The organism is Thalassoroseus sp., from assembly GCF_984380535.1.
Window position 1 is genome coordinate 74,688 of the sequence record NZ_CFHRBF010000025.1, and the last position, 12,758, is coordinate 87,445.

At 54.8% G+C, this 12,758-nt stretch carries 12 protein-coding genes; 5 read left to right on the forward strand and 7 right to left on the reverse strand.

The genetic code is table 11. The features are described 5' to 3' along the window. Positions 1–9: 9 nt before the first annotated feature. The 4 genes from AC5DDB_RS27510 to folP all read right to left on the reverse strand — a co-directional run bounded on the left by AC5DDB_RS27510 (position 10) and on the right by folP (position 4,812). A complete protein-coding gene (locus AC5DDB_RS27510) occupies positions 10–1,221 on the reverse strand; it encodes a serine/threonine-protein kinase (RefSeq protein WP_491742980.1) in 1,212 nt (403 codons plus the stop codon). Positions 1,222–1,393: 172 nt separating this feature from the next. Next, positions 1,394–2,956, reverse strand: a complete 1,563-nt coding sequence (thiC, locus tag AC5DDB_RS27515) for a phosphomethylpyrimidine synthase (RefSeq protein ID WP_491742991.1) — start codon at positions 2,954–2,956, stop codon at positions 1,394–1,396. A 488-nt stretch (positions 2,957–3,444) separates the two neighbouring features. Next, complete coding sequence (locus AC5DDB_RS27520; RefSeq protein ID WP_491742981.1) at positions 3,445–3,819, reverse strand: hypothetical protein; 375 nt, start codon at positions 3,817–3,819, stop codon at positions 3,445–3,447. A gap of 117 nt (positions 3,820–3,936) precedes the next feature. Next, entirely contained in the window at positions 3,937–4,812 is an 876-nt protein-coding gene (gene folP / locus AC5DDB_RS27525) for a dihydropteroate synthase (RefSeq protein ID WP_491742982.1), read from the reverse strand. Between the two features lie 209 nt (positions 4,813–5,021). On the opposite strand from folP, the gene AC5DDB_RS27530 reads away from it, so the two are divergent. The 3 genes from AC5DDB_RS27530 (at position 5,022) to AC5DDB_RS27540 (ending at position 8,371) form a co-directional block, all read left to right on the forward strand. Beyond that, positions 5,022–6,497 (forward strand): outer membrane protein assembly factor BamB family protein, encoded by a 1,476-nt coding sequence (locus AC5DDB_RS27530; RefSeq protein ID WP_491742983.1) that lies wholly within the window; start codon positions 5,022–5,024, stop codon positions 6,495–6,497. Between the two features lie 90 nt (positions 6,498–6,587). Then, positions 6,588–7,910, forward strand: a complete 1,323-nt coding sequence (locus tag AC5DDB_RS27535; RefSeq protein ID WP_491742984.1) for a glycosyltransferase family 4 protein — start codon at positions 6,588–6,590, stop codon at positions 7,908–7,910. Between the two features lie 68 nt (positions 7,911–7,978). After that, the gene (locus AC5DDB_RS27540; RefSeq protein WP_491742985.1) at positions 7,979–8,371 is read left to right on the forward strand and encodes a hypothetical protein; all 393 of its coding nucleotides are present in this window, start codon (positions 7,979–7,981) and stop codon (positions 8,369–8,371) included. A 41-nt stretch (positions 8,372–8,412) separates the two neighbouring features. On the opposite strand, the gene AC5DDB_RS27545 is transcribed toward AC5DDB_RS27540, so the two are convergent. Beyond that, a complete protein-coding gene (locus tag AC5DDB_RS27545) occupies positions 8,413–8,580 on the reverse strand; it encodes a hypothetical protein (RefSeq protein ID WP_491742986.1) in 168 nt (55 codons plus the stop codon). Between the two features lie 257 nt (positions 8,581–8,837). Between AC5DDB_RS27545 and AC5DDB_RS27550 the strand changes: the two genes are divergently transcribed. Continuing rightward, positions 8,838–11,030 carry an alpha-amylase/4-alpha-glucanotransferase domain-containing protein gene (locus tag AC5DDB_RS27550; protein ID WP_491742987.1) on the forward strand — a complete coding sequence of 731 codons (2,193 nt, stop codon included), beginning with the start codon at positions 8,838–8,840 and terminating at the stop codon, positions 11,028–11,030. A 236-nt stretch (positions 11,031–11,266) separates the two neighbouring features. Here the strand turns inward: AC5DDB_RS27550 and AC5DDB_RS27555 are convergent, their stop codons facing one another. Next, a complete protein-coding gene (locus AC5DDB_RS27555; protein ID WP_491742988.1) occupies positions 11,267–11,692 on the reverse strand; it encodes an ABA4-like family protein in 426 nt (141 codons plus the stop codon). Positions 11,693–11,716: 24 nt separating this feature from the next. On the opposite strand from AC5DDB_RS27555, the gene AC5DDB_RS27560 reads away from it, so the two are divergent. Continuing rightward, on the forward strand, positions 11,717–12,292 hold the full coding sequence (locus AC5DDB_RS27560) for a hypothetical protein (protein ID WP_491742989.1): 576 nt from the start codon (positions 11,717–11,719) through the stop codon (positions 12,290–12,292). 6 nt (positions 12,293–12,298) lie between these two features. Here the strand turns inward: AC5DDB_RS27560 and AC5DDB_RS27565 are convergent, their stop codons facing one another. Next, positions 12,299–12,703 (reverse strand): hypothetical protein, encoded by a 405-nt coding sequence (locus AC5DDB_RS27565; RefSeq protein WP_491742990.1) that lies wholly within the window; start codon positions 12,701–12,703, stop codon positions 12,299–12,301. Positions 12,704–12,758: the final 55 nt, after the last annotated feature.

Here is a 12,758-nt window from a genome sequence, read left to right on the forward strand (position 1 = left end):
GGAGCTGAGTTACGAGTTTAAAAACTTCAGCAGGTAATAGAAGCCGGCGATGACGCCCGTGATGACCAACAACGCGGGCATCAGTTTGAGTGCATCAATTTTGACCACCCATTCCTCATGCACGTCGGCATCACTATCCGTATCGGTCTCCATGCCCGGCGGCAATTGCGAGCGAGGTGAGGGTGGCGGTGCATCCCGCCGTCCGCCTTTGAACTGGCGTTGCTCGTAGACTTGGTCGGGATTGACGTCATCGTCCTCCAACGCCGCCAACACGCCTCCCGCGATGGCTTCGTTCGTGAGCATCGAGTGATCGAGATCTCGCAGAAGTTCTTTTGGTGTCTGGTGTCGTGACTCTGGAGACTTGGCCATCATCCGTTCGAGCACCGCCGACACACCTTCGGGCACTTTGGGATTGAACTCCCGCGGGTTCGGTCGCGGATCGTGACCGTGGGCGTATAACTTGTTCATCAAGTCGCCATCGGGAAACGGCACCCGTCCGGTTAGCATGAAAAACCAAGTGCAACCCAACGAGTACAAATCGCTCCGAACATCGGCCAATTTGCTGTCCCGTGCTTGCTCGGGTGGCATGTAATCCACGGTTCCCACCGTATGCCCAGCCCGCGTGATGCCGGCATCCGAAGCCGCCTCAATCGACCGAGCCAAACCCAAGTCCGTGAGTTTCACGGTTCCGTTCGAGCGAATTAGCAGGTTCGCCGGTTTAATGTCTCGATGAACAATCCCACGCTCGGCCGCATGATCCAACGCCGAGGTGACCTGTCGAATGATGTCGATTGTGCGTTTGACAGGCAACGGACCGCGTTTCGTCACGAGTTCAAAAACATCGGTGCCATCGACGTATTCCAAAGCGATATACAGGTATCCGTCGGCACCGCCCGCTTCGTACACAGCCACGATGTTATCGTGAGACAAACCGGCTGCAGCCTTGGCTTCCGCTTCGAATCGGGCCACCAATGTTGGATTTCGCGCTTTGTCTCGTGGAAGAACTTTGAGCGCGATTTTCCGTCCCAAAGCCGTATCTTCCGCAAGATACACCGCCCCCATCCCGCCCGACCCAAGTTTCTTGATCAGACGGTATTTGCCGATCTGCGTACCGGTTGAGTCTTTTTGGACGGCATCTCCCCGAGCCGCGCTAGCCCCAGCGGTCGTCGGTTTGCCTTTCCCGGCAGACGTCGGTTTGCGGGGATTACGTTTCGGCGGCATTCACCAATCCACAACTCAAAGGATGCAAAGAACAAAACCGTTGTTCGGCAACCCTAGTATATCTCGCGTGACAGCGGCTTGGCAAAGCGAGAATGTGTAACAACAAAAGAAGATTACATTCCTCGACGGTCTGAGGAACGTAATCTTCTCAGATTTTTGTCGCCAAGCGATGTTAAGCGCGTGTGTCCGTCGATTCGATGACTTCTAAACGCACATCCTGAAGCCGTTTTGCTTGGTCAGAGTCGACGTAATCGCTGTGACACGCGGCTTTTCCGTCATCTGTTGCAGGAACGGAACCGGCGGTTTTGCTAGCCAGTTTGTGGATTTCTTCTGGTGAAAGCACGCCGCGTTTTTCAAGAATTTCCTTTTGTTCGGAGGTCAGTGCTTGCGAGACTTTCGCTCGATCCCACTGATAGGATTCCGACTTGCCACTGGCAAATTCTTGGATTTCCTTACTGATCCGCACGCTACACCAGTCGTGTCCGCACATGGCGCAGAAGTCGGTATCGACGTCCAAGTCCTCGTCGTGATACGCCCGTGCGGTGTCAGGATCGAACGATAACTCGAAATGTCGCTCCCAGTTCAACGCTGCTCGGGCCTTGGTCAACTCGTCATCCCGATCGCGTGTGCCTGGGATTCCGAGAGCGACATCGGCAGCATGAGCGGCGATTTTATACGCGATGCAGCCCTGCTTGACGTCATCCTTCTTTGGCAACCCGAGGTGTTCTTTCGGCGTGACGTAACACAGCATGCTCGCCCCGTGATACGCCGCGTTCGTCGCCCCGATGCAACTTGTGATGTGATCGTAACCGGGGAAAATGTCCGTCACGAGCGGACCGAGAACATAGAACGGTGCCCCGTGACACAAGGTCCGTTCCAGCTTCATGTTATATTCAATTTGATCGAGCGGCACGTGTCCGGGACCTTCGATCATGACCTGCACACCCTGTCGCCAGGCTCGTTCCGTCAGTTCGCCAAGCGTTTGGAGTTCGGCCAACTGGGCTTCGTCGGTTGCATCGGCCAATCCACCGGGACGCAGTCCGTCGCCAATCGAGAACGTCACGTCGTATCGCCGCATGACTTCACAGATATCTTCCCACAACGTGTACATCGGGTTCTGTTGGTTGTGGTGGATCATCCATTTGGCGAGCAGCGATCCGCCCCGCGAGACGATGCCGATCAACCGATCTTTCACGAACGGCAAGTGAGCCTGCAAAATTCCCGCATGGATCGTGAAGTAATCGACTCCCTGCTTCGCTTGCTGTTCCAATGTTGCGAGGATGATTTCCCGATCGAGATCCTCAATCCGCCGACCGATGATCATCGAGTAAATCGGGACAGTTCCGATGGGTACATGGCTGTTCTGAATGATCGCTTCGCGACAGGCATCGAGATCGCCACCGGTGGACAGGTCCATGACCGTGTCCGCACCCCAGCGTTCAGCCCATTTCAGTTTCTCGACTTCTTCTTCCGTACCCGAGGAGACCGGCGACGCCCCCATGTTGGCGTTGACCTTGGTTTTCGAGGCCCGACCGATCGCCATCGGATCAAGCTGATAACCCAAGTGAACCAAGTTCGCCGGAATCACCATCCGGCCGGCAGCGACTTCGTCACGAACTTGAGCGGCCGTCAGATGCGGTTCGCGTTCGGCAACCCGTTCCATCTGCTTCGTGATGATGCCCAACCGAGCGTGCTCGAGTTGGGTTGTCGGTTCGAAGCCGGCGGGATAGCCCACGCTTCGAAGACTTCCGTCGGATTGCTCGAATTGAGCGAGGGTCGTGTCGGCTTGGTAGTCGGTTGGGTCTTCGTTGCCTTCCGTCGTCCACCAACCGTCGGGCAAGAAATCCCAAGCGGTTTTACCGGATGGAGCCGGCATTCCGGGCGTATCCGGCGAAGAAAACGTGTAGCAACCAGCCACGCCTGGTGCAATTTTCGGCGACTTCGCGAAACTTCCCGGCGTGGTACCATCGCCGTTCGTCGCCGGATTGTGGCCGAGTTCGGGGAGTGTATATGAGCGATCGGTACTCGTTTGAGACATCAAATCATCCTATGGCAGTGCAGATCGACCAGTCTACGCACCGTCAGCGAGTGGCCGGTCGGATCAGTTTCCAGTTCCAACCTGTATCGTATCCGCACGGATTCAGATTGCAACGAGCTTCAATCGTCCGAATTGAAACTCGTTGCTCAAAGGGCAACATTAGCTGCCATCCATCAGGAAAACCGTCACTTCTTAGCGGAAAGAATTTCGTCGAGTTTTCGTTGTTGAATTTCGGTTAATTCGCCACGCATGGCTGCGTCTCGTTCCACTTTCAATTTTTCGATTTGCTTTTCTAACTCGTCGATCTTGGAGTTGTACTCCGCTTGGACTTTGTAGATGTTTTGTTTCTGCGAGGCTCCAATTCCGAGGGCACCCCAACCGTTTGGAAGCCGACCACGAAAGACGATTTTGCCACTTTTGGTCCGCTCGGCACCTGGGGGCAGCGTTTCGGTTTCTAACGAAGCCGCTGGTTTTTTGGTGGTCGCATCCTGCGTCCAGGCGATGGAAGCCAATCCTGTCATTCCTACCGTCAACGCCATCACAATTACGATTCGACGCACGACACAGCCCTTTCAAGAAGACAGTGAATGATCGCTGTTCAGCCAACCGTTTGGCTTGAACAGGGGTTCATAATGCCATGCGATAAATCAGATGTCCACCGATTTTGTGGGGAAATATCAAAATGGACTTGTGCGACCTGGCATGATCGTCTGCCAAGCGGTCAGTGCATCCCGGACGGCGGCCACATCGTGCACCCGGAGGATGTCCGCACCTTGGTCCGCCAACGCAATAGATACGCCAAGAGTGCCACTCGAACGTTCCTCGACCGGGCGACCTAGAATCGCTTTGAGAAATCGTTTTCGGGAATGTCCAATTAGCAGCGGTCTTTCGAGTGATCGGAGAGTCGCAATGTTCGTCAGTAATTCCAGATTGTGCTTGGCGGTTTTTCCGAAGCCGATTCCCGGATCGAGCACGATTCGTTCCCGCGAAATTCCTGCGGATTCCAAGGCTTCCAGCCGACATTGCAAAAATTCGAGCACCTCACGCAAGACGTCTTCGTAATGCGGTTCGTTTTGCATGGTTTGTGGCGTGCCTTGGATGTGCATGCAAATCACGGCGGCATTTGCTTCGGCACAGGCACCGGGCATGTCGGGATCGAACGTCAGGCCAGAGATATCATTCACAATGGTCGCGCCGGCTGCCAATGTTCGCCGAGCGACTTCGGCTTTGGTCGTGTCAATTGAGATTGGCACATTCGTTTGCGAGGCCAATTCCTCGACGACCGGTAGCACACGGCGAAGTTCTTCGTCGGTCGAGACCGGTTCCGCACCAGGACGGGTGGATTCGCCGCCGATATCGAGAATGCCGGCCTCCTGCTCGACCAGACTCAAGGCATGTTCGACCGCTTGCTGCGGGTCCAACCAGTTGCCGCCGTCGGAGAAGCTGTCCGGCGTGACATTCACAATGCCCATCAACGTCGGCAACTCACCCCAGGAAAACGGTTCGCCGCCGACAACCCAGGAGTAACGACGTTCAGATTTGGCGGGCGACATGGGCGGTTCCTACTCATAGAAAAGTTGGCCGTCCGCCAGCCAACTTGAGTCATCGACGACCGGCCAATCGTCGAGGACGGTCAGTCACAGACGTATTCTCGGTTGTTGATTTGATAATTGCGACCTGGGAACAATTCTTGCATGGATGGGGTTCCGTTTCCATTGTGGAAATCGGATTCACCCTCTGTAAGACCGCTAGGAGCTAACTGATGTTGTATTCGCTTGGACCCATGATCGGAGGACTCTGTTTCCTGCTCGGTGGAACGCTGCTAACGGCCGCACATGCGGAAAGCTGGTCCCAATGGCGGGGACCAAACCGCGACGGACATATCCAGACCGATCAAACGCTCCTCGAAGAACTTCCTGCGAACGGGTTGAAACCAGTATGGTTCCACACTGAAGCCTTCTCGGGCAATGGGGGGTGGTCTAGCCCGGTGATTGCCGATGGCTTTGTCTATGTCTACTGTCATGCCCGCGAGCGTCGGGAAGATGTGACCCTGCCACCACCAAAATATCCCAATCTCAGCGACGAGGAATTAGCAGAACTGACCGACGCCGAGCGAAATGAATACGACGATAATCGTCGGAAGGAAAGCATTGAACGACAAGAAAAGCTCTATCAGGTTTTGGACCGAATCGTTTGTCTCGACGCCAAAACCGGTGAACTCGAATGGACAGCGGATCGCCCGAGTGCTCCGACACGTTGGCGACAATCCAGCACGCCTGCGGTGACTGAAAACAGCGTGGTCTATGTGGGAGCCGACCGGCATTTGGTTTCCATCCGTCGCAACAATGGAAAAATCGAATGGGAATCGGCGATTCCGATCGCGGACCTAGAACAACGCCCGATTTGCTCGTCACCCTTGATCGTGGACGACTCTGTTGTCGTCATGGCGGAACGGTTAGTGGCGTTCGATCGAAAAACGGGGTCGCTGCAGTGGAAAAGTGAATTCTCCAAAGAGAACGCCATCCATAGCAGTCCCGTTGCCTGGCAGAGCAAGACTGGCACAAAAGTCCTCGTCGACGTCCCCGGCGTCGGGGTCGTGTGCGTCGATGCTGAAACGGGCAAGGAACAATGGCGGATCGACAGTGGCGGCGGACAGGCCACGCCCGCAATCGCAGGTGACAAACTCATCACCTACGCCAGCAGTCGCAAAGGAGGTTTGCGATGTTATCGACTGACTGAAGACGGCCCGGAACTTGAATGGATGTACCGTCGCATTTCCGATCAAGGTTCCAGCCCCGTGGTCGTCGGCAACCGAGTGTATGCCCAAGGTGGTGCGGATTTCGTCTGTGTGAATCTCGACGATGGCCAACTGATTTGGCAAGGCCCGATTGACCAGGATCGTCCACGGTTTACCTCCCCCATCGCGGTCGGCAATGCGGTGTTTTACACGTTCGGCGGTGTGATGTGCGTCTCGAACTCAACGGACGATTTCACTCCGCTTTACGATGCCCGCATCAGTGAAGACGGCACACTCGCCCCCGTGGAAGTTCTTCGCGAAAAACTCGGCATCGACGAACTGGAAAAAACATCTGAAGGACAATTGGAAGCGTTGAAACGGTGGAAAGACCAAGTCGTGCGTTTTCAACCTCGCGATTGCGTCTCCCCAGCATTCGTCGATGGCCGATTGTATCTGCGAACCAATCAAGGCATCGTTTGTTACTCGCTGGCGAAATCATGAGTGGGAAGGCTGTCCCTTGACGTGCCTCTCACAATCTCTGAGAACGGAACCTACGTTGCAGAGATTTAACCAGCGAGAAGCGAGCATCGAATGCATATTGCGATTGTCACCGCGGGCGGAGCGGGCATGTTTTGCGGCTCCTGCATGCATGACAACACCTGGGCGAAAGCACTCCAAGAAGCCGGACACGAAGTTTCGCTGATTCCCACCTACACCCCGATTCGCGTCGACGAACAGAATCTGTCCGTCTCGGAGGTGTTTCTCGGCGGGATCAATGTGTATCTCGATTACCGTGTGCCATTGTGGCGGAAGATTCCGCGTCCGTTGGTGCGGTGGTTGGATTCGCCGCGTGTTATCCGTTGGGCGACGAAGTTCGGCGTTTCGAACGATGCCGCCCAACTTGGCCCGCTCACGCTCGCAATGCTTGACGGCGAAAAAGGACCGAACCATCGTGAGATCGCCGAATTCGCCACCTTCGTCAAAGACCTCGCGCCGGATGTCATCGTCTTCAGCAACGCGCTTCTCGTCGGTGTCGTGCGAACGCTGCGGGAACGGCTCGGCGATGCCGTCAAGATCTTTTGTATGCTCCAAGGCGATGATATTTTCCTGATGGACTTGCCGGAGAAGTTCCGCACCGCCGCCATCGCCAAAATTCACGAACGGTGTCGCGACTTTGACGGGTTCCTCACGCACAGTCATTACTATCGCGACTTCATGGCAAACCTGCTCGATTTGCCGATCGACCGCTTTCACCGCGTGCCGTTGGGGATCGATGTCAGCGAACACGATGGCCTTCCGACCGATCGTGAAAACGAACACTTCACCATCGGTTACTTCGCTCGCATTTGCCCGGAGAAAGGTTTTCACAATCTCGTGAATGCCTTTCAGATTCTGCATAATCGCCAACCCAACTCGCGACTCATCGTCGCCGGATATCTTGGCAAACGCGACCGTAAGTATTTCAAAGGGTTACTCTCATTCGCCGCGAGTCGAAACCTCCCCATACACTACGCCGGTAGTCCCGATTCGGTCGCCGACAAAGTTGCACTTCTCAAAAGTTTTGATGTGCTGAGCGTGCCGACAGACTATCACGAACCGAAGGGTCTACCGGTGTTAGAAGCCCTTGCCAACGGCACCCCCCTCGTGCAACCCCGTCACGGTGCCTTCCCTGAACTCATCGAAAGCACCGGCGGCGGTTTACTAGTCGACCCAACAAGTGCCGAAGAACTCGCTGACCGCCTAGAACAGTTAATGCTCGATAAAGATCAAAGACTCGCACTCGCCAAAACCGGCTATGAGAACGTCCGCCGTCACTACACTGAAATGGCACTCGCGGAAGAGTCGATAAAAATCTTCTCAAATTCCATTGAACCAAGAGCTGTAGGTCAGGCTGTGCCTGACATCAGAGCGTAATCGTCAGGCACAGCCTGACCTACGAATCTCCAAAACGGGAATTCGACAGAAGAGAAGGGTCGAGACACATGCCAGTGGGGTCAACGGGAAAGTATTGCCTCAAGGAACAGATCGGCGGTTGGGGAATCTTTGCGGACATTGAACTCATGACAATCAGACGCGCGGAGGGTATGCCGTTAGTGACACTTGAATGCGGTCTGTGTGATGATGAGTCCGGACGCTATGTAGCGGCTATCGGGTTCGGAGCCGCGTATGCATTCCATTGCGTGGCTGAGTCTAATGACCTGGGAGTTATTGTCACTCGACTGCATACTAATCCAGTCGACACGACACCCATGGCACTCGCATTCGCGACTTGCCATGCAGTATTAAAAAGTCTGGGATTGGAGTCTACATCCGCACCGGATTTTGACCGACAGACGCGGAGTTTTGTCTTCCCCGGTCGTCTTAAAATGGAATGATTGCCGTACGCCACGCGTTGGTGTTTTGGCGGTCTGAAGGTTCAATCCTTCTCGCCTGCGGTGGCGAAGATGGCGACCATTGCTCCGGCGATGGCACCGCCCACAGCGGAACCCAGCACCATGCTTTTGTCGCCGGAGAGATACGCTGCCAACATGGCGAGCGTTCCGTAAATGGCTGGGGAGAGCATCCAAATTAATTTGTTACTCATGGCGAGCGATCCTGTTGAGTGCGGTAACAATGAGATTTAGCCGTAAAATTGGGCGGTCTGCGTAACGTGCGAGCTTTGTGTTTGCGGAATCTCGCTGATCAGTCGAAAACTGGCGTTCCGGGATTTCCCTTTTGTGGCAAAATCGGTCCAATAGGAGAATTCCGGTCGGGTTGTGTGAAACAGTCGGCCGAAACAAGAATACACTCAAGTTTTTTGAATCGCACCCGAGAATTTCTGGGGTGGAAAGGATGTCATCGATGAGCTGCCGCGTCCGGCTTGTGTTGGCCGTTCACAATCATCAGCCGATCGGCAACTTTGAAAACGTGTTCGAGGCCGCCTACGCCGATGCCTACGCACCGTTTCTTGATGTCCTCGAAGACTATCCGCAAATTCCGGTGTGTCTGCACACCTCCGGCAGTTTGCTGGAATGGCTGGTTGATGCCAAACCCGAATACATCGATCGTGTGCGGGCTCTCGTCGAACGAGGACAAATCGAAATCCTCGGCGGGCCGTTCTATGAACCGATTTTGGCCAGCATTCCCCGGCGGGACCGCGTCGGTCAGATTGTTTCTTACGCGAATTATCTCAAGCAACTGTTCGGTTCGCACGTGCGGGGCATGTGGGTTCCTGAGCGAGTTTGGGAGCAATCGTTCGCTGGTGACATCGCGCGTAGCGGTATCGAGTATACGATTCTCGACGACACGCACTTCCGCGCTGCCGGTCTCCACGAGCACGAACTCGACGGTTACTACCTGACCGAAGATGAAGGCAACACGCTGAAGATCTTCCCGGTCAGCGAGACGCTGCGGTACACGATCCCCTTCCGCGAACCGCACGAGACAATTGACTTTCTGCGTCACGTCGCCGAGCGTTCGCCGAATGCGATTTGCACGTTCGGGGATGACGGCGAGAAACTCGGCAGTTGGCCGGAAACGCATCAGCATGTCTATGGCGACAACTGGCTGCGACGATTCTTCGATGAGTTGATGCACAACCAGGAATGGCTGAAAGTGTGCACCGCATCGGAGGCCGTTGATGCCGTCCCGCCGACGGGCACGATCTATCTACCCGATTCGAGCTACCGGGAAATGACGGAATGGGCGTTGCCGACGGATCGGCAAGTGCAGTATCTCCGTGTGCGAAATCAACGCGAACACGACGCCGATTGGCATTTGCTCAAGCCATTTTTGCGAGGCGGTTTCTGGCGGAACTTCCGTGTGAAGTATCCGGAAACCAACGAAATGTACGTCCGCATGTTGGACGTCAGCCGACGCTTAGAAGACTTGCATCAAACCGGCCAAAGTGAAGATGTGCCGAGTTTGGTGCAGGAAGCTCGGCAGGAGTTGTATCGTGGCCAATGCAACTGCCCGTATTGGCACGGGGCGTTCGGTGGGTTGTATTTGCCTCACCTGCGAAACGCGATCTACAAGCACCTCATCGCGGCCGACAACTTGCTCGAAAAGGCCCGCAATCACGAGTCGCGTTGGGTGGAGATTCAATCCGCCGACTACGATCTCGATGCGCGTCAGGAAGTGAAATTGTCGGGTGACCGGTTAGTGGCATGGTTGTCCCCTGCATCGGGCGGGCATCTCTATGAACTCGACTTGCGAAGCATCAAGCATAACTTGCTCGCAACACTCGATCGACGACCGGAACCGTATCACGACTTGATCCGAGCCGCCGGTGCCGGTGAAACTAGCGCCGGTGACATCGCCAGCATTCACGGGTCCGTCAAATTCAAGCAGCCCGATCTTGACAAGAAAATCGTCTACGATGCTTGGCGTCGAAAGTCGCTCGTCGATCATTTCCTCGAACCGGGAACGACCGCCGAACAATTCCAACGCAGCGAAGGCGTCATCAGCGATTTCGCCAGCGGGACGTATGAAACGACACTGCGTCGGTCCGAAACGCGAGCCGAATGTGTGATGACCCGCACCGGATACATCGGCGAACACGCTGTGCAAGTGACTAAGACGGTCGGCTTAAACACCGCCAGCGGGAACATGCTGGAGTTCAATTACCTGCTCGAGAACCTGCCGGTCGGTCAGCCGATTCAATTTGGTGTGGAGTTCAACTTCGCCGGGATGGCCGCCGGGGCACCGGATCGTTATTTCTATGATGCGGGCGGTCGACAACTCGGCCAACTCGAAACGCGACTCACGCTCGACGATTGCGAACGCATCGGCCTCGTCGACGAATGGCTCGGTCTCGACGCGGGTCTGGAAATCTCACAGCCCGCGAATGTGTGGACCGCTCCCATCGAAACCATCAGCCAATCCGAAGGCGGTTACGAACTCGTGCATCAAAGCACGATGGTGTTCCCCCATTGGCACATCACCGCCGACGAAACCGGCCGTTGGGGCGTGACGATTCGCCTCTCGCTAGACACCTCCGCCGCCCAAGCCCGGCAACTCCGCGAAACCCCGGCCCCGGCATCCGTCGAGACTTGATGATGTGATGACGTCTGGGGTGATGATGGGCCATCGGTAGGCTGGGTCACGTACGATTGCGCATTTGTGAGATTGCCAGGAACACGACCTATTCCAAAGAAAGAAGTTGTGTGCCACTGCTAGCTTGGCTAGCAGTGCGAGTGACCAGCGGTCCGGGAGTCGCTATAAACACTGCTGGACAAGCCAGCAGTGGCACGCGTTGACGCTGGCAAATGCGAAATTGGACACGATCTACTCTACGGTTTCTGTCGGGCGACGCCGACCGTGCGTACGATGAGATACAGCAACAGCCCAATTGGGCCGCTGAGGAATGTGAATACTAGGCACGGCACGACGAACCAGTGCGAGATGCCATTTTGTTGGGCGTCTTGCACTTCCCAACTGCCGATGAACAAGTCGAATGCCAAGTAGTGCACCCAGCCGGCGAGCAGAACGGACTCGTTGCTGAAGAGTTGCCGAACCCCGGCGAGCGACTGAAACCCGCCTTCGATGTGGCCGATCTGTGTGACGAACAATACGAGATAGCCAACCGCCAATACTGCGGGTAAAATCTTCCCAGCAACCCACTCTACGCCGATCCGCCAGCGTGGTGCGAACAACAGAATCAACCACCCCGGCAGAACGGCGGTGTTGAAGATCTTGAAGAGTGTTTCCGGGTTCATGTGGCTATATAATGGCGATCAGGAATGGATGATTGCGAGAAATTAGGATTTGAGATGAGGAAAGGCTCCGTCGGTCAATTTGTACTGATAGGTATCGCAATTTCCATTCTTGCAACGGGCTGCAATTCCCCGTCTAGCCTCGAGTGTCGGAACGTCTCTAGAGATGTCATTTCTCTCGGCGGATTGGTGATGGAAAAGCATGGGCGAATATACGGTCTTAGCATTCTGATTGAAGACGAAGAATCGTCGAAAAAGCTTTTGTCGTTGGCAAAATGTGACACGGTTTATCGATTGAGTGTCAGCGGTCCCGGCGTCAACGACGAACTCATGGCAGCGATTTCGAAAATGTCCGAATTGACAAAGTTGACTATCAGCGATGCCAACTTGACGGCGAGTGGTGTTGCCTATCTTTCAAGTTGTCCTTCCCTTGCCGGTATCACGATCGCTAATACTCCAATCCAAGAACAGGGATTCTATCAGCTTTGCGATTCACCGTCCCTTCGTGAAGTGGTGGTCATCGGTTCGGATCTTGCTTACGAGCGTGAGAAAGAACTCTCCAAATTTGCCAGAGACAAGAACATTAGATTTGCATTTCACTGATTTCGATCAGTCTTGCTCCGGGAATCGCTTGGCATTGTGGCGTGGAGATATTGGTCCTTTCGATCCGTGGGTGGCGACATATTTGACAAGTAAAAGCCAGCTCCAACTCAAAAATGCACCGAGAAATCCGCCGTAGAAGCCGATCGTGCCGCTCATCGTTGCGTTCAAGAAGCCACTGATAAAACTCAACGCGATCACAATTTGTAGCCGACTTCGCATCGCCGTCCATAGTTCTGACTTTGGGATTTGCTTGCTACGAGTTGTGCCAATAGGAATGATGAAGACCACCACCCAGTGGAGAATTGCGAATATTGCTTTGGGTTCGATTTGTGCGAACACTTCAATTCTCAGTCGTAGGCTGGGTCTCAACCCAGCATGTTCGTGATATTGACGTCGGCAATGCTGGGTCATGACCCAGCCTTGTATCTTGCAAGCGACTATATTGGATCTTGGTTTTCGTGAGAAA